19 protein-coding genes are annotated in these 20,063 nt (G+C 61.7%); 1 reads left to right on the top strand and 18 read right to left on the bottom strand.

Annotated features, from left to right (window positions below; all coding sequences use genetic code 11):
* Positions 1–42 precede the first annotated feature (42 nt).
* The 18 genes from ACOSV0_RS26775 to ACOSV0_RS26690 form a co-directional block, all read right to left on the bottom strand.
* Positions 43–1,026, bottom strand: coding sequence for a type II secretion system F family protein (locus ACOSV0_RS26775; protein ID WP_434115208.1), 984 nt, complete (start codon positions 1,024–1,026; stop codon positions 43–45).
* A 41-nt stretch (positions 1,027–1,067) separates the two neighbouring features.
* Positions 1,068–2,045, bottom strand: coding sequence for a type II secretion system F family protein (locus ACOSV0_RS26770; RefSeq protein WP_434115206.1), 978 nt, complete (start codon positions 2,043–2,045; stop codon positions 1,068–1,070).
* Between the two features lie 76 nt (positions 2,046–2,121).
* Positions 2,122–3,489: a CpaF family protein gene (locus ACOSV0_RS26765; protein ID WP_434115205.1), complete on the bottom strand. Its 1,368-nt coding sequence runs from the start codon at positions 3,487–3,489 to the stop codon at positions 2,122–2,124.
* A gap of 16 nt (positions 3,490–3,505) precedes the next feature.
* Positions 3,506–4,699 (bottom strand): AAA family ATPase, encoded by a 1,194-nt coding sequence (locus ACOSV0_RS26760; protein ID WP_434115203.1) that lies wholly within the window; start codon positions 4,697–4,699, stop codon positions 3,506–3,508.
* A 30-nt stretch (positions 4,700–4,729) separates the two neighbouring features.
* Positions 4,730–5,194 carry a TadE/TadG family type IV pilus assembly protein gene (locus ACOSV0_RS26755; protein WP_434115201.1) on the bottom strand — a complete coding sequence of 155 codons (465 nt, stop codon included), beginning with the start codon at positions 5,192–5,194 and terminating at the stop codon, positions 4,730–4,732.
* The gene (locus ACOSV0_RS26750) at positions 5,191–5,673 is read right to left on the bottom strand and encodes a TadE/TadG family type IV pilus assembly protein (RefSeq protein WP_434115200.1); all 483 of its coding nucleotides are present in this window, start codon (positions 5,671–5,673) and stop codon (positions 5,191–5,193) included. Before ACOSV0_RS26750 ends, ACOSV0_RS26755 begins: the two co-directional genes overlap by 4 nt.
* Positions 5,674–5,684: 11 nt before the next feature.
* The gene (locus ACOSV0_RS26745) at positions 5,685–6,935 is read right to left on the bottom strand and encodes a pilus assembly protein TadG-related protein (RefSeq protein ID WP_434115199.1); all 1,251 of its coding nucleotides are present in this window, start codon (positions 6,933–6,935) and stop codon (positions 5,685–5,687) included.
* Positions 6,936–7,024: 89 nt separating this feature from the next.
* The gene (locus ACOSV0_RS26740; RefSeq protein WP_434115197.1) at positions 7,025–7,333 is read right to left on the bottom strand and encodes a hypothetical protein; all 309 of its coding nucleotides are present in this window, start codon (positions 7,331–7,333) and stop codon (positions 7,025–7,027) included.
* 21 nt (positions 7,334–7,354) lie between these two features.
* Positions 7,355–9,292, bottom strand: coding sequence for a type II and III secretion system protein family protein (locus tag ACOSV0_RS26735; protein ID WP_434115195.1), 1,938 nt, complete (start codon positions 9,290–9,292; stop codon positions 7,355–7,357).
* Positions 9,293–9,397: 105 nt separating this feature from the next.
* A complete protein-coding gene (gene cpaB, locus ACOSV0_RS26730) occupies positions 9,398–10,243 on the bottom strand; it encodes a Flp pilus assembly protein CpaB (protein WP_434115193.1) in 846 nt (281 codons plus the stop codon).
* A 63-nt stretch (positions 10,244–10,306) separates the two neighbouring features.
* Positions 10,307–11,734, bottom strand: coding sequence for an ATP-binding protein (locus ACOSV0_RS26725; protein ID WP_434115191.1), 1,428 nt, complete (start codon positions 11,732–11,734; stop codon positions 10,307–10,309).
* A gap of 103 nt (positions 11,735–11,837) precedes the next feature.
* Complete coding sequence (locus tag ACOSV0_RS26720) at positions 11,838–12,386, bottom strand: A24 family peptidase (RefSeq protein ID WP_434115190.1); 549 nt, start codon at positions 12,384–12,386, stop codon at positions 11,838–11,840.
* 114 nt (positions 12,387–12,500) lie between these two features.
* The gene (locus ACOSV0_RS26715) at positions 12,501–12,689 is read right to left on the bottom strand and encodes a Flp family type IVb pilin (RefSeq protein WP_434115188.1); all 189 of its coding nucleotides are present in this window, start codon (positions 12,687–12,689) and stop codon (positions 12,501–12,503) included.
* Between the two features lie 991 nt (positions 12,690–13,680).
* Positions 13,681–13,884, bottom strand: a complete 204-nt coding sequence (locus ACOSV0_RS26710; RefSeq protein ID WP_434115186.1) for a hypothetical protein — start codon at positions 13,882–13,884, stop codon at positions 13,681–13,683.
* Positions 13,885–14,332: 448 nt separating this feature from the next.
* Entirely contained in the window at positions 14,333–15,286 is a 954-nt protein-coding gene (gene rbsK, locus ACOSV0_RS26705; RefSeq protein WP_434115184.1) for a ribokinase, read from the bottom strand.
* A gap of 27 nt (positions 15,287–15,313) precedes the next feature.
* Positions 15,314–16,315: an ABC transporter permease gene (locus ACOSV0_RS26700; protein WP_434115182.1), complete on the bottom strand. Its 1,002-nt coding sequence runs from the start codon at positions 16,313–16,315 to the stop codon at positions 15,314–15,316.
* Between the two features lie 3 nt (positions 16,316–16,318).
* Positions 16,319–17,944 carry a sugar ABC transporter ATP-binding protein gene (locus tag ACOSV0_RS26695; RefSeq protein ID WP_434115180.1) on the bottom strand — a complete coding sequence of 542 codons (1,626 nt, stop codon included), beginning with the start codon at positions 17,942–17,944 and terminating at the stop codon, positions 16,319–16,321.
* A gap of 72 nt (positions 17,945–18,016) precedes the next feature.
* Complete coding sequence (locus ACOSV0_RS26690; RefSeq protein ID WP_434115178.1) at positions 18,017–18,982, bottom strand: sugar ABC transporter substrate-binding protein; 966 nt, start codon at positions 18,980–18,982, stop codon at positions 18,017–18,019.
* 206 nt (positions 18,983–19,188) lie between these two features.
* Here ACOSV0_RS26690 and ACOSV0_RS26685 point away from each other — a divergent pair, with 206 nt between their 5' ends.
* The gene (locus ACOSV0_RS26685; RefSeq protein ID WP_434115176.1) at positions 19,189–20,061 is read left to right on the top strand and encodes a LysR family transcriptional regulator; all 873 of its coding nucleotides are present in this window, start codon (positions 19,189–19,191) and stop codon (positions 20,059–20,061) included.
* Positions 20,062–20,063: the final 2 nt, after the last annotated feature.

The raw sequence follows: 20,063 nt of genomic DNA, 5'->3' as shown, positions 1-20,063 counted from the left end.
CTGATTGCAGCCATCAGGGATGTGTCATGGCTCCTCGCCGCATCAAGGTAGTGGAGTTCCTGCGTCCATCTGACCAGAGAGCGTTGGTAGCAGCACACGGAGCACCTGAATAAAAGCCGGGCCGAGCAATATCAACATCAGCGTTGGGAATATGCAGAAAATGAGCGGAAACAATAATTTGACGGCAATTTTTCCAGCGGCCTCCTCGGCCCGAAGCCGCCGCTTGAGCCGCAAATTTTCCGAATGCACGCGCAGTGAATCGCCCACACTGGTGCCGAAGCGCTCTGCCTGAATCAGCATCGCGACCAGGATGTCCAACTCTTCCACGCCGGTACGCAGCGCCAGGTTCTTGAGTGCGGTTTCCTTGCTCAAACCCGCCCTCAGTTCAAGCATCAGCAATTGCAACTCGTCGCCCATCGCCCGGCTTTTCAGATGCATTTCATTGGCCACTTTCATAAGCGCCGCGTCCAGTCCGAGACCCGCCTCCACGCACACGGTGAGCAGGTCCAGCGCGTCGGGAAAATTCTCGAAAATGATTTGCTGCCGCAGGCGCACCTGGCGTGCCAGCGCAACGTTGGGCAGGTAATAACCGATTCCCGCCAGCACCAGCAGCCCGGCCAGGAACAGATGGTTGTTATCGTTCCGCAGGTACGGTCCGGCCGCCACGAGACAAACAAGGGGCAGCCCGATTACCAGAATCGTCTTGGCTGCAAAATAAACCCCTGGGGCAAATGGACTACGCCACCCCGCATGCATGAATTTCGTGCGCAACACCGAATGGTCCCAACCCTCTTTGGGAATAGAGAGTTTGGCGATTGGCTGTGAAGCCTGCGCAATCCTCTTTACCCATTGAGCGCCCTCGTCGTCGGCCGTTTCTGACGAAGGCTGGCCCATGCCGGTGAACTGCCCAAGGCGGCGGTGTATCGAGTTCGGCATGAGCAGCGCCATCAGACCGAAGGCGGCCATGGCGACAATCGCAAAAACAACGGCCAATAGTATGAGTTGTTCAGTTTTCATGGCGGGCATGGGCTCGACCCATCTCCAAAAAATGAAAATGATGTGTTTTGTTAAACATGGATACGAATGATCTTCCGCATCCAGAGCAGACCGAACATCATCATGACCAGCGCCGTGCCGAGCATTTTTACGCCGGCCGGATCGCTCCATAAAATGCGTAAGAAACCAGGATTGACCATCGAAATAATCAGTGCCACGGCGAACGGCAAAACGCCAAGAATCCAGGCCGACAACCGGCCCTCGGACGACAGCACCCTGACCTTGCCGAGCAGCGCAAGCCGGCTGCGGATAATCTGGCTGATGTTGTCGAGAATTTCGGCCAGGTTACCGCCGCTCTCGCGCTGAATCAGTACCGCGATCACAAAATAGCGGAGGTCGCTGATCGGTACGCGGTTGGCCAGCCCTCCCAGTGCATCGTTGAGCGGCACGCCAAAATTGATTTCATCGAACGCGGTGCGAAACTCGCCACCGATCGGCTCGGGCATCTCGTCACCCACGATGCCGAGGGCAGTCGAGAACGAATGCCCGGCCCGCAATGACCGGCTGATCATGTCGGCCGCCTCGGGCAATTGCTCTTCGATCTGCTTCAGCCGCCGGGCCTTGGCCCGGTTGACTCTGGACGACGCAAAGACGGCGCTAAGCAGTGTCGCCGTCAATAACGCCAGCGCCGGAACGTAGAGCATGCTGCCGACCATCCACACCACGAGCGGCGGAAACACGGTGTAAGAAAGAAACTTCCCAATCGACCAGTTCAGCCCCGACTGAACCAGCCAGCGATCGAGCACATGAATACGCGGCACCTGGAGCAGCAAGCGGGTCATCAGCGGTGATGTGCTCAGCTCGCGCTGCTTGAGAATCGACACCGCCTTGTCATTACCGTGCCCCCCGGCGGACATCATGCGAATGCGGTTTTCGATGCGCCTGGCGGCGCTGCTGTGCTGGCTCTGCCACCAGATATAGGTGGCCTCGATCAGCAAAATGATCGAAAAGAACACCAGAATGACGAATCCGTAGAATAGAAAGTTCATGACGATGTTCCTCGCAATGGGCCGCGGCCTTCTTGCCGCCGTCCCCGTCCTGCCGGTCGTTCCCGATCGGCCGTTGTTACACGGGATAGTGCTGTGTCGGGTCGTACACCGTATCCGGCACCGCCACGCCAAATGCCTGCAGCCGCTCGGAAAATTTCGGCCGCACGCCCGTCGCACAAAAATGCCCGCAAACCTTTCCGTTTTTATCCACACCGGCGCGCTTGAAAGAGAAGATTTCCTGCAAATTGATCACCTCGCCTTCCATGCCAGTAATCTCCTGAATGCTGGTCACCTTTCTGCGCCCGTCGGTGAGGCGGGCCACCTGAATGACGACGCCGATCGCCGAGCTGATCTGGTGACGCGCGGCCTTGGGTGGCAGATTCAACCCCGCCATGCCGATCATGTTTTCGAGCCGCGTCAGCGCATCGCGCGGCGTATTGGCGTGCACTGTCGCGAGCGAACCTTCATGCCCCGTGTTCATCGCCTGCAGCATATCCAGCGCCTCGGCGCCACGAACTTCGCCCAGAATGATCCGGTCAGGCCGCATCCGCAGCGCGTTGCGCACCAGCGAGCGCTGCGTGATCTCTCCCTTGCCTTCGATGTTGGGCGGACGTGTTTCGAGCCGCAGCACGTGCAACTGGCGCAACTGAAGCTCGGCGGCGTCCTCGATCGTCACGATACGTTCGTCGGATGGAATGAACCCCGACAGGACATTGAGCAATGTCGTCTTGCCGCTGCCCGTTCCGCCCGAAATCAGCACGTTGATCTTGGCGGCGGACAGCGCCTCCAGCACCTGAACCATCGGTGGCGTGAGGCTTTCATATTCAATCAGGTCTTTCACCGTCAGCGGGTTGACAGCGAAACGGCGAATCGACAGCAGCGGGCCATCGATCGCCGACGGCGGAATGATCGCATTCATGCGAGAGCCATCCGGCAGACGTGCGTCCACCATCGGGTTCGATTCGTCGATGCGGCGGCCGACGCGCGATACGATCTTTTCGATCACCTTCATCAAATGCGCGTCATCGTAGAACGTGACATCGGTCAGCTCCAGCTTGCCGCGCCGTTCGATATACACATGCTGGTGCGTGTTGACCAGGATGTCGGAGATCGTCGGATCCGCGAGCAGCGGTTCGAGCGGGCCAAAGCCGAGCATCTCGTCACGCACGTCGCGCACCAGTTGGCGCCGCTCGATCTCGTTCATCGGAATGTTGTCTTCTTCGACAATACGCTCGACCAGCTGTGCCAGTTCACGCTGAATCTGCTCGTTCGAAAGGCGCTGGAGTTTTTCCAGTTCGACGCGGTCGATCACCGCCTGATGAACGTTCTTCTTGAGTTCCTGATACGCTCTTCTGGCCATTCTGTTCCGGTTGAGGCTTTGCTCGTGCGTGGACAGATCGCCGTGATCAAAAAATTGCTCACGCAGTGTCGTGACGTTTTCCATTTTCCGCTCCTTTAACTCAGGCTCTGCCTAACACCGGCTTACCGAAAATCTTCCGCAAAGCGCCGGCCCCACCATTGGACGGCGACGGCGACGACGGCGGCGACAACAGGCTGCGCACCAGTCCATTCAGGCTCTTTGCCACGCCACTCGATTTGGCGAGCCGCAGAATCGGCACGCCCTGATTGATCGACGCCGACACCGAAGCACGGTCTTCAGGAATCACACCGGCCACCCGCAGGCCCAGTGCCTTTTCCAGTTCGGGCAACCCCACCGGCCCTTTCTTTTCGTAGCGGTTGACCAGCACGCGCACCTTGTCGCCGCGGTAGCCGAGCGAGCGGAAGATATCGAGCAGCCGGTGGCTGCCGCGCAGATAAGGCAAACTCAGTTGCAGCACCGGGAAAATGCAATCGCTCTGATCGAGCGCTGCAATCGTCACGTTGCAGATGCTCTGGCCGATGTCGAAAATAACCAGATCGTATTGATGCCGCACCAGATTCAGAATGCGCTGCAAGTGCTCCGGCTTGATTTCTTTCGCCTTGGCCGGATCGGCTGCACCGGCCAGCACATCAAAACTGTCGCTGACGTGGGTCAGACACGCATCGAGAAACGCGGGGTCAAGCCGGTCGATCTGGGCACTGACGTCGGCCAGCGTGGCCGGCGGCGTAATTTCCGACACCAGAAAAGCCGCTTCACCGAATTGCTGATTCAAATCGATCAGCAGCGCTCGCTTGCCGATTGCCGAGGCGGCGAATCCCAGATTCGCCGCTAAAAACGAGGTGCCGCTTCCACCTTTGCATGACACGAACGAGATCACCCTGCCTTCGCGCCGCGTGCCGGTAATTTTGCGGGCGATCCTTTCAACAGCGTGCTGCAATTCCTGGGGGGCGGCCGGCCACTGCTGCACATCGCGCACGCCGGCACGCATGGCACAAATCAATAGATCGGCCGACGGCGACGGCGTCAGCAGCACGCAGGTCAAATCGGTGTGCTGCGCAGTGAGCGCAGCGAGTGTGTCGAAATCCTGCTGCGCCATCTGCGTGCCATCGAAAATCAGCAGATCGACACCATCGAGTGCCTGCTGATGCGCGCACAGAGCGGCCAGCCCTTCATTCGATGTTTTGACGCGGTGATGAGAATCGCCCGCCCCGACGATCCGCGCAATCGCACTGGCCTGCGCTGGATCGGATGAAATCGTGAGAATGTCGATCATTTCGTTCTTCCCGTTAAAGTGGGCGACGTGCTAACTGCAAGTAGGATTGGTGCCGTTCACGCTACTCAGGCTTTCTCTCGGCAAGGTCGTGGTGAATGGCGGCATCGACAGCGAAAATGGCACGAAAGGAACCACCGTATTAACCGTGACGTTGGCGACGGCGACCGTGACCGAGGTGCATGACGAGGCGTCGCAACCCGACGGGTTATAAGTCACGGTCACGTTGGAAGGCTGCAGAATCGGCAACATCTGCTGCATATCCCTGATCACGGGGTTGGTCGCCGACTGGCTGCTGTTGACGTCGCACACCACGGCAACACGGGCGCCCAGCCTCGTCGCTTCTGCCGCCGTATTCCAGTAAAACAGCACGCGCCCCATCTCCATGACGCCAATCAGCAACGTGAAGAAAATGGCCGATATCAGGGCGAATTCGAGTGCGGCAACGCCTCGCTGGCGCTGTGCGCCGGGCAAACGACGGATAGTGAGCTTGTTCATACCTGCCTCATGACGCAGCTGATATCGCCGAAGATCAACGCACCCAGGTTGAAAAACCCGGTGATCTGCGCATAGGGATATCCGGTGACTTTCACTTGCACGAGATTGATCGTGTCGCCAGATGGATCGGTTTGCACATTCTTGAATTGCCCGGTGCAGCCGCTGGTATTGATCTGATCGCATACCACCACCATGCTGGTTTGCAGCCCGGCGATCAATGGCGATCCGTTACAACCCGTGTTGCCGTACACCACGAGGCACTGAGCGCTCGCCGTCGGATAGTCGGCTTGCAATGGACTGTAGGCGGACAACAGTCGCGCCGCGTCACGTACGGATTTGTCGATCGTGTTGTACTGGTAAAACATGTGGCCAAACTCCGCGATGCCTAGCAGCAGAATGACCAGCGGAATCGCCACGAGTGCGAATTCGACTGCTACAACGCCCTGCATGCGGCGGATACGATAATGACGATGACGCATGATGGACTCTCCTATTGCACCAGCACAGGTACCATCGGCCCGATCCCGATGGTGTTGGAGCCGGGTATGCCCTGCGTGGCGCAAGGCGTGCTCGGATCGGAGGCGGAACCGAGGTACTGGAGCATCGTCACGCCCTGCATGGGGTCTTTATTTGAATTGCTCGTCATCGGATGCAGCAGCAGGACGCAAGCCCAGGATGAAACTGTTATGGGCACCGAAGTACCACTCACGCCGCCGCAGTTACTGACGAGCGGAACCACGGCGAGCCGGCGGTCTGCCCCCTGGGCGTAATTGCTGTTCGGCGGTGGGGTGGTATCACCGTTCGTTGTATACAGGCCTGCGCTGGTGTCGCCCTGATACGGCGTGAATGTCAGGCGTTTGGCAAGAAAATCCTGAAAGCTGCCATGCTGGCTATTCCCTGCTGAAAGCCATGTGTTCGTATAGGCGAAACCGGTGAAATCGGATGGGCCGTCGCTCGGCCCCTTGTACTGGCCACCTGCGTAAATGCCAAAGCGTGTATTCCATGCGGCCGAGAGCGAGCTCTTGTTGCCTGGCGCCGTATTCAGCGTCGGACTTGTCGGCAGGTTGCATTGGCCTGGCCCCGCCAGCAACGTGGCCAGTGCGTTCGCTCCGCCGCCCGTGCCCAGATCGACCCAGCCGAAATTGCCTTTGATCTTGTCGCAAGGAGGCGGAGAACCTGAACCGACCTTGCTGCAAACCCAGTCGAGCGGATTGATAGTCGCCGGAGCGGGCGGCTGGCAGATGTATACCGGCAGCGCACACGTCGTCTGCGCCTGTGTGGTCGATGCGACCGCGGTCGCGGCAACCGCCGACGTGCCGAGCGTAGCGCTGACGATCTGCATGAACCAGTTGCTGATGCTGGCGCGGTTGACCGTACAGCGCACAAAACCGATGCTCGGCACGTCCGCCGCACCAAACTGGTTTTTGGTCAAATACGGGCCGCCGAACGACTTGCTGAATGTGACGTTGCTATTGGTTGTGAGCGACACATCTTCACTCTGCAGCAATACCCGATTCGCCGAGCCAACCGCGATACCCGCCGCCTCGGGCGTCGCCAGCGACAATGCTTTCGTGAGATCGCGCGCCGCCGCCAATGCACAGGCGTCGGCGGAGTTGGCCAACTCGCTCTTCGCGATATACAGCTTGCCCAGATCAATGGCGAGACCGGCAAAGCTGATCAGCACCACGAGCGTCAGTGCAAAGATGATCGCGACGATACCGCGCTCGCCCCGACGAGCCACCCCGGACGCACCAGATTGAATTACGCCACGCATGACGATCCCCCGTACCTATTGTTCTGACTAACCGTTGGCCCCGCCGCCGCTAGTTCTTACTGACCGCTGGCCCCGCTGCCGCTTCCGACGCCAATGACAAATGCATTCGGCGACGGTGCGGGTTGTTGAAATGACCTGTCATAGGTGTCCATCGCCGAAGCGGCGGACTTGCCGTCGATGCCCTGTGCCGATTGCGCGTGCTCTGTCGCGTGCGGATCGATGATCTGCGCCTGGGTGACGGCTTTGAGCGCCTGGCCAAAATGCGCATCCCAGATCGGCGTGCTGGACATGCAACCGCCGAGCGCCACGCAGACCGGCACGATAAGCGCGGTCCAGCGGGCGAAAACAAAGTGTTCGTGTTTCATGAGATTCCCCTTGGCATCACATCAATGTTCGACCGCGTGGCTCGACGCGTCCGCGTTGGCGACTTCCTGGTGCCCCTGACCGGCGGCGATCCGTGCCGCGGCACTTTCAATGCGAACCGCGCTGGCTGTCTGCGCAGCTGCCGGCGGTAGCGCTGTGCCGGCCGCCACATCCGGCGCGTGACTCGACTGAGTGGCGGTGGTGCGCGTCGCGGTCTGCGGGTCGGCCGGCAACGTCATCGCAACGGGTCCGGCGGGCGTTTGTGACGCCGGTGCGGGCGAAGGCTGCGGTGCCGGCGGAGTCACCGAAGCCGGGGCCGGCACCGGCACTGGCGAAGCAACCGGAGCAGCTTCGGCAGGCGCGGCATGCGTTTTCGGGTGACGGCCTTCCATGTTGCCGGTCGCGTAGACATCGACTGCATTGGGCTGCGAGAAGCTGTCCGTCGGCAGCGGCAGGTCGGCCGTCTGCAGCGGCTTGACGAGATGCGGCGTGATGATGAACACGAGCTCCGTCAGGTCCTGCTGGAACGACGTGCTGCGCGCCAGCGCCCCGAGCACCGGCACTTCGCCGATGCCGGGAATGGCTTTCAGCGCACCGGTCACGTTGCTCTTCATCAGTCCGCCGATCGCGAACGACTCGCCGTCGCTCATCTGCACAACCGTGGATGCACGGCGCGTCGTGATGAGCGGCAGGATCGACACGCCGCTCACGTTGGTGGCGCTGAGCGTGATGCCAGTCGGCGACAGCTCGGACACCTCGGGCGCGACCTTCAGGCTGATGCGGCCATTGGCGAGCACGGTCGGTGTGAACTTCAGGCCGACGCCGAATTCCTCTTCCTGCAGCGTGATGGTCGTCGCGCCCGTGCTGCTGCTCTGCGGCACCGGAATGAAGATCTTGCCGCCGGCGAGGAAGGTGGCCTCCTGCCCGCTGATCGCGACGAGATTCGGTTCCGCGAGGATCTTCACGAGGTCGTCTGTCTTCTGCGCGTCGACGGCGAAGCTGAATGGGCGGTTGTTCGCCTTGCTGCCCGCAATGACGCTCGTGACGCCCGCCAGCAGATTGCTCACGAGCGCGCCACTCCATGAACCGAAGCCGCCCTGAATGTTGAGCGCCGAGCCCAACTGGTTGATGAGCGTCTTCGACACTTCGGCGACCTTGACTTCGAGCATCACCTGTTGCGGTGCATCGACCGTCATCATGTTGATCACCTCGGCCGGCTTGCTGATGCTCGAACTCTGCTGATTCACGTTGGTTCCGCTGCCGAGGCTGCCGGACCCGCTCTGCGATTGCTGGGTAGGCTGTGCACTCGCATAGGCCTTCGCGATCTCCAGCGCCTGCTGGGCAGTCGGCGAGCTCGACACGTGCCCACCGAGCACCAGGTTGCCCGCAGCGGTCGATACGCGGATGCCACGCTCGCCGGGCAATAGCTGCCCGAGCGATTGCTGCAAGCCGTTGGCGTCGATGTTGACGATCACATCGATAATCTGGCATCCGCCGCTGCGTCCCTGAACGATCATGTTGGTCGTGCCGACCGCCATGCCGACGAGGTAAAGCGTGCGTGGCGACACCAGCGTGGCTTGCACGATCGTCGGATTGCCGAGCGTGCGGTTGCGTGCCGGTTCGACAAGAGGCAGGAGTGTCGACTTGCCGACCGGCACGACGACGCTGGTTTCTTCGCGGATATCGCCGGTGCAGTTCGGACCGCGCAGCGGCATGGCGGCACCGGCTGCGCCGCCGGCCGGCATCGGCGCCATGCTGACCATCATCGGTGTTGGCGCGCGGCCCACCGGCAACGGCGCATTTGGCCGGACCTTCGCGAGCACCGGGCTCTCGGCCGCTTCCTGCGCTGAGCCGCTTTGCGCGACGAACAATCCGGTGCACAACGCCGAGGCGAGTACGACGCCGCTCAGCGAGCGGCTACGCATCGCTCCACCGGTTGAGAATCCCAGTTTCGTTTTCATTTTCCTGCCCCCGTTTCTCGACATCGGTCGATCGAGACTTCTGTTATTTGCCTTGGTGGCGCCAGTCGCAGCGGCCCGCCTTCGCAGGCACCGCCGACTTCTGGCCTAAAAACATTCGACACTGCCCAACACACCCGAGAGCACACCGACGCAGTCGTGCTTGGCCGCTGGTCGTGCGGCGTAGTGCACGCGTGCCGGACGTGCGGGCAAAGCTGCAGGTGTCGGGGCCGGTGCGGCTGGCGTGCCGAGCAGCGTGATCTTTGTCGCGCCCCCCGTGGCCAGCGTTGCGATATCCACCTGGTTGCGCAGCACCAGTGACAACGTGCCGACACTGCGCGCAAGGTCGAGTTTTTCCGCCTGGTCAGGCGTGACTTCGAGCGTGACGGCGTTAACCACTTTCGGTTTGGTTTCGTCACGGCCCACTTCCTGCGCGACGGCCAGCACCAGAATTTTTTCGAGCACGATCTTGGAGATGTTTTCATCTCCGCTCGATTTTCTATCGCTGCCTTTTTCCTGCTGCGTACTGACGATGATGTCGACATAGTTGCCAGGCAGTGCGAAGCCCGCCACGCCGATCACGTCATTGACGCGCACTGTGATTGCGCGCTTGCCGTCGGCGATCACCGCCGACAACCCGCCCTGCGTACCGACAGGCGCCAGCTTGCCATCCAGAATCGGTTCGCCGCGCTGTGCACTGTTTTTCATCACGCGCCCGTCGAGTTTCTGCGAATCGCTGAATGCACCGGACGGTATGCTGCCCGCCGGCCAATCGACCATTTTGATGAATTCGGGGTTAAGGCGCTGCCCGAGACTGATATCGACAGCGGCGACCGCGACTTTGCTGGTCATGCCCGACGATCTGTCCATCAGCCAGCGCGACGCTACCGCTACCGCGCCGAGCCCCGCCACCGCTGCCACTACCAACATCACCAGCGCACGTATGTTCTTCATGATGAATCTCCCCGATGCCCGACCTGTTTATCAACTAGAGTTTCCGGCCGCCTACCCGGTCACTTAACCGGCCGCGAATTTTTTTGCTGCCCACTCCGTGCCACCCTGCTGCTGAGGTGGCGGGTTGTCATGTTCGCCGGCCACTGCGAAGTAACTGTTCCAGGCGCGCAACAAGTTCGGCCCGTCCGCCACGGCTGGTTGCTCGAGATAACGCGCATTGGCCAGTACGATGCGCAGCAGGTCCCCCGGATAACATGCCAGCAGCGGCCGGCCGGACGACATATGCAAGTGATGCACGAGATATTCGAAGGCCTCATCGTCCGACGCCACGTCCAGTTCTTCGCAGCGCTGCTCGTACACGGCGCGATACTCGGCGACATCGAGGGGCCCGACATACAGCTTGCAGCCGAGGCGCCGGAAAAATGCCTCGTCGCCAAGATCCGCCGGCGCAAAATTGCTTGAAAACGCAATCCAGACATCGAACGGCAGAGAAAAACGCGAGCCGGTATGCAAGGCGAGCATGTCGTGCCCGCGATCGAACGGCACGATCCAGCGGTTGAGCAAATCAGCCGGGGCCACGCGCTGGCGCCCAAGGTCGTCGACCACGTATAAGCCGCCGTTGGCCTTGACATGCGGGGGCGCCTGGTAAAAACCGCTGGCCGCGTCGTAGCGCAACTCGAGCATGTCCAGTGTCAGTTCGCCCCCGGATAGCACGGTAGGCCGCCGGCAAACTTGCCAGCGGGCATCGGAAGGAGCGCTCAACGCGCCGCCGGTCGCCCCCATTTCGTACGGCTCGTGAATCAGCGGGTCGAAAATCTGGATGACCTCGTTTTCGACCACGATGGCATACGGCACGGCCACCCGGCCGGGCAGCAGACGCCCCAATCGTTCGGCCAACGAAGTCTTTCCACTTCCCGGCGGCCCGAAGAACATGACTGGTTTGCCGCTGTTGACCGCGCCGCCGATCTCATCGAGCAGTGCTGTCCTGACCGTCAAGCCGGCAAAGGCGGCCCGCACGCTGGCGCGAGTGGCTTGTGTCTGCCGCACCGATTGCTGCCGCAGCACGGCTTCGTATGTAGCCAGCGCCACCGGCGCCGGGCCGACGTAGCGACAGTGGGCCATGAACTCAGCTGCGCGCTGACGCCCGCCATCGGTGAGCTGGAGATCGACATCGACATCGTTGGCACCGCGCCGCACGATTTCCAGCACCCGTTCGCGCACCCCGAATGCCACCACGCCATCGAGCACGCTGGCACCTAGCTTGAGGCGTTCAATCAGTTTGGACAACGATACTTTTCCCAGCAGAAAAGCCGTCTTGGCCACCAGTTCAAGCAGAAAATTTTGATCCAGACCGGTGTCGGCAATGGTGCGTGGCGCGCGCGCCAACAGATTCGCGTCAGCGCCGCCCTCGTTGAGGTGCACCCGGCCGGCATCCTGCAGGCGGCTGATGTCCGTCGGCGCGCCCGGCGCCGTTTTCCATTTGTTGATCACGTTGTTCCCCCTGTTATCCCGTGCTGCGCTTCTTGTTGTTTGCCCTTCTGCGAAGGCTCTTGAAGGCTCATATGTCATGAACGGATGCCTGCTCGCCTGGCCGTCAGCGCGTGCCTGCGCCTGCCTGAAGAAACATCACGCCCAACGTGCCGATGGCAATGGCCACGCCGTATGGCAGTGACCCAACCGAAGCAATGGCGGCGCCCTTGCCTTGCGTATTCATGTCGTCGTGGCGATTGATGCCACCCAGAAAAATCGCCAGGATATTCGTGCAGGTAGATTTCACGGCCCGCCTGAAAACAATCACTGCCAGCGCCCACGCGCCACCCATCGTGCAGGTCAGCAATGCAATCTGTAGCGCGATATCTGGTCCGACGAACGCGCCAACCGTAGCCATCAGTTTTACGTCACCCGCGCCCATGCCGCGCAGCAGATACAGAGGCAAAAACAAGCCGCCGCCGGTCAGCATGCCGAGCGCCCACCGCCCCGAGCCGCCACCGGCTCCATGCAGATGCCACTGCATCGTCAATGCCAGCGCCAACCCCGTCAGCACCAGCCAGTTCGGAATGCGCCGGGTATGCAAATCCCAGCCTGCGGCCACCGCCACCAGCCCCAGCAGGCACACCCCGACTGGAAATTCGAAAGCGTTCATGGAGTTCCCCGTTTCCACTTCGCTATTAGTGAGGAAAGAGCGACCCTCGAAGAGGCAAGGGCCGCTCTTCGCTCAATCTATTGCCCCTGAGGAGGCAACCCTGCCCTGTGGTTATCAAGCAGCATTAGCGGCAGTGAGTTTGGTTCCAATCGTGGTAAAGGTATCGTTAAGCTGCGTGCCGATCACTCCAACTGCAGTGATAATCGCGACTGCAATCAACGCAGCCAGCAGGCCATATTCAATTGCGGTCACACCGTCTTCTTCGCGTGCGAAGTCACGGATCAGGTCGAGAGTCTTTTGCATTTTGAAGCTCCTGGAAAAAGAAGTTTTTTACTCAGATACTCAAAACATGCCCGCTGCGGGACCGAGCATTGGTGGAAGGCTGCTGACTACTCAGCCGGGTTTGGCCTGGTTAACCGGTCAGGTACTGGAGCGCTCTCTTGAATGCGTCCCGGCCCTTCCCCTCCCCAACGCCATCGCTTTGGGAGCCCGATCACCGCAGAAGCCAGTGACGCTGTCTCCCGACTTCGGCACGACTGGCCATGCAGACCAATGCCGTGTCGAAGTTTTCCGGCGCCGCAGAATTGAATCCCCCCGTCAGCCGTTCTGCGGCGCCTGAAACCGGAGCGCCCTGTACTGCTCAAGCAGCGCGCCACCGTTGCGGACAGCTATGCCAAAAGAGTGCCAGGCGGCGCAAAGGCTTGCCGGACGGCGCAGTGCGATTCGGTGCACCCTGCAGAAGGGAGTTCGCATCGCGCGATGATTCGTGTTTGATACGCCGTGAACTGCCGTCGCGGCGCTCTGCCGCTATGCACCGCGGATGATTTCTGAAGAATGGAAAACCCTTGGTCGTGTTGGCCGGCAACGGTTTGACGAAGGCGCCGGTCAGATATGCCGGATCGCAATTCGGTGAAGTAGCTTTTACAGGCTATGGACCGACATGTCGCAAGCTTGAGACGGAAAGCCGTCGCGTCGGCGGATCTGTCGCGGGGTTCAGGTGGCCGGCGCTTGCATCGCTATGTGCGCTGGCCCGCATTACGGGTATTGACAGGGAATTTGTGAACAGCTTGAACGCGGAACACGGTGCGCGAGATCGATTAGCAATCCGAGACTCTTTTCCGTGCCACGACAAAGCGTGCGCGAAGTGGTCGGGCTAAGCACATCGCGTTGCGGGTAGCGCGTCACGCGGAGACACGGCGCGTTGCAGATTTGCATCGTCTTGCGAGCAAGCGACGGAAGATCCATCGAATTTCGCCGGTGATTCGTCGCTCGATCCGATCGCGCCGTACTCAACTCATTGCTCTGCGCCCGTGCGCAGACGCTCCAGCAACGCGCGACCTTGACGGGTCAGTTGCAGCGTCGGTCCTTGCGGATCGCGCTGGCGTACTTCGACGAGCTCGTACCGGCGCAGCGCAAGAACGTCCGGATCGAAAGCTTCCAGCCGCTTCTCGGCGTCGCCGAGCAACATGAGTGTCGCGAGTTCGTGATGGCTAAGCATCCGGCACCTCCATTGATCGATGCATGAGCGATGCGGACATCCTAGACAAGCGGCACTACAGTTTGGCTACGGTTGTGTTTCCGGGGATTACCGCCAGACCTGTATGCGCCGGCGGCAATCCATTGTTGCATCTCGCGGCAGCGACGGTGTGCGCAAAGCATGAGTAAAGATGCGCAACACAAGCCCCGCTCGCTGTAATCGGGGCCTGTGCATATAGCTCAATCGTCAGCGTGTCGAACGGCGACTGTCACATTGCCGCCACACGCAACAAGGGTCATCGTTATCATCAGGATATCTATATATTTCGATTTGATATCCGGTCCATTTCTTCAAGCAGAGATCGCGACTAAACCAAAAAAACACCATCCGGAGATGGTGTCGTCAATTCAACGTTCGGCTACCCAGAGTTGCAGGTCGGACGGCCTCATGTCACAACAGGCATCCGTTTTCAACCCGCGCTATCCACTTCCGCGCGAGTCGGGATCGACGGCTGCGCGCCGGCGCGCGTGACGGAAATCGAAGCCGCGCGTTGCGCGAGGCTGATCGCGCCTTCCAGCGGTTGCCGGGCAGCGAGTTGCGCGGCAAAGACACCGATAAACGTATCGCCGGCTGCGGTCGTGTCGACGGCTCGCACTTGCGGCGCGGGAAAATGCATGCCCTCGCCGCCTTCCGGCAACAGATACGCGCCTTGTGCGCCGAGCGTGACGATCACGTTGCGTGCGCCGCCTCGTTGCAGTTCCAGCGCAGCCCTTCTCGCTCCGCTTTGCGATTCGACGGGCAGGCCGGCGAGTATCGCGGCCTCCACCTCGTTCGGCACGAGATAGTCGACGAGCGGCAGCCATTCCGCGGGCAGCGGACCGGTTGCCGGCGCCGGGTTCAGCACGGTGACTTTGCCCAAACGCCGGGCAAGCGCGAGTGTCGCGTGGACCGAATCCCAGGGCGTTTCCAGCTGGCAAACCACGACCTCGCTGGCCTTGATCGCCGCTTCGTGGCGAGCAACGCTCTCCGGCGTGAGTTCGCCGTTACTGCCCGCGACCACGACGATCGTGTTCTGCCCGTCGTCCGACACCGTCACCATCGCGACGCCCGTGGGTTGCACCGGGTCGACTTCGATACCCGCGCAATCGATCCCTTCCGCTTCCAGATCCTGGACCCGCTGGGCGCCGTTCGCATCCTTCCCCACGCGCCCGACCATTGCCACGCGCGCACCGATGCGCGCCGCCGCCACCGCCTGGTTGCCGCCCTTGCCGCCGGCAACCTGCGAGAACTCATGCCCGCCGATCGTCTCGCCGGGCCGCGGCAAATGCGGTGCACGGGCGACCAGGTCGGTATTGATGCTGCCCACCACGAGCACACGGCCCTGCTTCGCTTCTTTCGACACTGTCACTCTCCTGCTGACCATTCACGCATGGTCGCTAATGGTCAATATTTATGCGGCGCGACGCCGGCTTCTATACGTATCCAGCACGACGGCCACGACAATGACGGCCCCCGTGATAATGCGTTTGGTCGGCTCGGTCGCCCCGATCTGGGCAAGACCCGCGGCCAGCACCGAGATGATCAACACGCCAAAGAAGGTGCTGATCACCGAGCCCCGGCCGCCCATCAAGCTCGTCCCGCCGATCACGACGGCCGCGATCACCTGCAACTCGATGCCTGCGCCGGCATTCGGGTCCGCAGCCTCGAGCCGCGAAATCTGGAACAGGGACGCCATGCCGGCCAACAGGCCCATCATCGCGAATACGGCGATCTTGTAGGGACGCGGATTGACGCCCGCGAGGCGCACCGCTTCCTCGTTCGTGCCGATGCCGACCAGATAGCGGCCGAACACCGTACGCGTCAGCACCAGCTGCGCGGCGATCATCACGACGATCGCAATCAGGAACGCGGGAGAAATGCCGAACGCAATCGGGTTGGAGAGGAAATCGAACGCATCGCCGATGTAGGCCGTGCGGGAGTTGGTCATCTGATACGCGAGACCGCGCGCCGCTTCGAGCACGCCGAGCGACACGATGAACGACGGAATCCGCCACGCCACGGTGATCGCGCCGGTCACGCAGCCCGTCAAGGCCGCGCCCGCCATGCCGAGCAAGGCGGCGGGCAACGCCGGCCAGTGCCACTGCAAGGCCGCGACGCTCGTGAGCGCCGCGCCGAGCGCCAGCACGGAGCCGACCGACAGGTCGATGCCGGCGATGATGAGCACAAAGGTCATGCCGACCGACATCACGACCAGATCGGGAATCTGATTCGCGATCGTGCTGAAGGTGTCGTAGCTCAGGAAGTGCGAGCTCAGCAGCGAGAACAGGACGATCATCCCGAGCAGCGCGCCGAGCAGGCCGAGGTAGTTTGAGAATCCCAGGCGCGTGCCGACCGGCTTCGCGTCTTTGGGCGGTTCGTTCTGCACGGTAGGCAGGCTGGTTGGTGCGGTCATGCTTCAATACTCCACAGATTTTTGATCGGGCGCCGATGCGTGAGGCGCCCCTGCGTCGGGTTCGATCGGATCGTGCAGCAGCGCGTCGCGTTTCGTGTAGCCCGCGAACGCCGCTGCGAGCAGCGCGTCCTGGGTCCAGCTTCCGCGCTCGAACATGCCCGTCATCCGTCCTGCCGACATCACCCCGATCCGGTCGCAAATGGACATCAACTCGCGCAGATCGCTCGACACCACCACCAAAGCGCGGCCTTCCCGCGCGAGCGCACCCATCAGGGCATAGATATCGAACTTCGCACCGACGTCGATGCCGCGGGTCGGCTCGTCGAACAGCAGCACCGCGCAGTCGCGCGCGAGCCAGCGGCCAATCACCACCTTCTGCTGGTTGCCGCCGGAAAGCTCGGACACCGGTTGCGACGGCCCCGCGCTGCGGATGCTCATCGCGTCGATCTGTTTGCGCGCCAGCGCCGCCTCGCGACGGGCATCCACCACGCCGTTCTTCGACACCGCACGCAGATGGCCGAGCGAGATATTGGAGGCAATCGGCTGCGTCAGCAGGAGGCCCTCGCCTTTGCGATCCTCCGTAATCAGCGCGATGCCGTTCTTCACCGCATCCGATGGCGATGACACCTTCACGGGTTCCAGCGGACCGCCGCCTTGCGCGATCGACACCGTGCCGGCATCCGCCCGATCGGCCCCGTAGATGAGCCGCATCAATTCCGTGCGGCCCGCGCCGATCAAACCGCTGATGCCGAAAATCTCGCCGGCCTTCACGTCGAAGGACACATCGCGCACGGCTGGCTCGCGAGTCATGCCCGTGACCTTGAACGCCACGTTGCCAATGCGCCGCTCGCCGAGGTCGATCCGCTCGCCGATATCGCGCCCGACCATCAAGGTCACGAGACGGTCGGCAGAGAGATTGGCCATTTCGTCGACATGCACGAGCTTGCCGTCGCGCAGCACCGCCGCGCGCCGCGCAATACGCTTCAATTCTTCCAGTCTGTGCGAGATGTATACCAGCGCCACGCCGCGCGCCTTGAGCCTGTCGACCTGCTCGAACAGCAGGTCCACCTCGCGGGCGGTCAGCATGGCGGTGGGTTCGTCGAGAATCAGCACGCGGCAATCGCCGATCAGATTGCGCGCGATCTCGACCATCTGCTGATGCCCGATGCCCAGCGTGCCTACCAGCGTGTCAGGGTCGATCGCGTCGAGCCCGACTTGCGCCATGGCGTGCCGGGCGTCCTCGCGCAGTTTGGCGCGGTCGATCCAGCCGAACATGCCGCGCTGCGGCAAGCGGTTCAGGAACAGGTTCTCCGCGACCGTGAGGGTCGGCAACAGGTTCAGTTCCTGCATGACCATGCGCACGCCGAGCGCCTCGGCGTCCTTGCGGCTGGCCGGCGTATAGGCCGCGCCGCCCAGGGTCATCGAACCGGTGGTCGGCGTGACGAGACCGCCGACGATCTTGGACAAGGTGCTCTTGCCCGCGCCGTTTTCGCCGGTCAGCGCCAGCACCTCGCCCGCGTACAGTTCCAGCGAGATATCGGCGAGCACGGGCCCGGCGTAGGTCTTGCCGATGCCGCGAACGCTCAGCACAGGCGGGACATTGGCAAGGGATTGGATGGGAGTAGACATCAGATTGATAAAGCCCGACAAAGATCAGGCAGCGTGGCCCGCAACCAGCACGGGCCACGTGTGCTGCCAGTCTTACTTGGTGACCAGATCGACAGGCGTTTCGACGACGCCCGACAATTCCGACTGCTTCTTGTGTTCGGCGAGCGCCTTCAAAGCGGTATCGATACCGAACACGGCCTGTTTGGCGGCGTACTGATTGGCTGTGGCGAGAACGCGGCCGTCGGCGAGCATCGGCTTGATTGCGTCGATGTCGTCATAGCCCACCACCTGCACCTTGCCGGCCTTGCCTGCCGCGCGCACGGCCGAGACCGCGCCGATTGCCATGTTGTCATTGCCGCACAGCAGCGCCTTGACGTCCGGATTGGCATTGAGAATCTGGCTCGCGACCGCGTTGCCCTTGTCGATTTCCCACTCACCCGATTGCAGCGAGACGACCTTCATGCCGCCCGTGGCCATGGCCTGCTTGAAGCCGGCCGTGCGTTGCTGCGCGTTGGTGGTGGTCGAGACGCCTTCAATAATGGCGACGTTGTCGCCCGACTTCAGCTTTTTGGCCAGGTAGTCGCCTACCTTTTGCGCGCCCTTCGCGTTATCCGGGCCGACGAACGGGATGTTCAGGTCTTTCGACTTGAGCACGCCCGGGTCGAGCTGGTTGTCGATGTTGACCACGATAATGCCGGCGTCGACCGCTTTCTTCAGAACCGGCACCAGCGCCTTGGAATCGGCCGGAGCGATCACGAGTGCGTCGACCTTCGATACGATCATCTGCTCGACGATGCGAATCTGGTTAGCCGTATCGGTTTCGTCCTTGATGCCGTTCGTGACGAGATCGAACTTCGTGGGGTTCTGCTTCTGATAGTTTTTCGCACCGGTTTCCATGGTCAGGAAAAACTCGTTCGCCAGCGACTTCATCACCAGAGCGACTTTCGGCTTGTGCGCGGCCTGAGCGAACGCTGCGGGCATCGGCAGGATCGACGCTGCGAGGAAGGCTGCGCTGGCTACGATGACGCGACGCCGCGCCGGTTGGAAATAACGAATCATGGATGTCTCCGTATCGCTCGTCCGGTCTACCGTTGTACTGATAGCCGTTGAGTCGCGTGATGGGTTGGGACGCCAAACCTGCCGCTGCCGGCCGTGAAAACCCTCGGGTTTCCCTGCCAGATGATGGGACGAGTATGGCCAGGTCCAATGCTATCCTCGCGTTCCACGTTATGCTATGTCTAATTTTAAAACTGGGCGTTTCAAAAATGGAACACGTAGACTGGAACGACCTGCGGATTCTGGTGGCAATCGCACGAGGCGGGACCATGCGGGCCGCCGCCACGGCATGCGATCTGAGCCCACCGACCTTGTCGCGCCGCCTGAGCGAGCTTGAACGGCGGCTGGGCGAGCCGCTCATCGACCGGGTGCCGTCGGGCTGCACGGTGACCGCATTCGGCGCGCGCGTGCTGGCCTGCGCCGAGCAGATGGAGGATCTCGCCCACCAGATCGAGCGCGCCGCGGACGTGACCGGCGGCGCAAGCGCTCACGGCACGGTGCGGATCAACGCGGTGGAATGGCCGTCTTACATCCTGCTCAAGTTGCTCGGCTCGTTCCAGGAGCGGCTGCCCGGCCTCGCCATCGAAGTCCTGACTTCACGACGGCCGTACAGTCTTGCCCGCCGCGAAGCGGACATCGCGCTATGGTCGGAATGCCCGGACGAGGGCGATCTGTATGTCCGGCGAATCGGCAGGATCCGCTTCGGGCTCTTCGGTTCGCGCGACTATTATCTGCGCCACAAGGCGGCGATCACGAGGAAGGAATGGGACAAGCTGTCGTTTGTCGGTTATGACGACCGGCAGCCCGATCATCCGGCCACGCAATGGCTGAAAACCCTGCCCGGCGCCCCTGCGCCTTCGCTTCGCAGCAGCTATGGCATGGGCGTGTTCGACGGCGTGCTGGGCGGCTCCGGGCTCGGTGTACTCGCCCAGCTCGCGGGCGACACGACGAGCGATCTCGTCTGCATCGAGAAGCACATCAAGGCGCTCGACCAGGACGTGTGGATGGTGCTGCATCCCGCTCTGCGCGATAGCGAGCGCATCCGGACAGTGGCCAATCTCATCGCCGAGATTTTCCGTTAAGC

This window comes from Paraburkholderia caffeinilytica (assembly GCF_051027425.1).
Lineage (GTDB): Bacteria > Pseudomonadota > Gammaproteobacteria > Burkholderiales > Burkholderiaceae > Paraburkholderia > Paraburkholderia caffeinilytica_A.
This window is presented reverse-complemented; position numbering and strand designations above follow the sequence as displayed.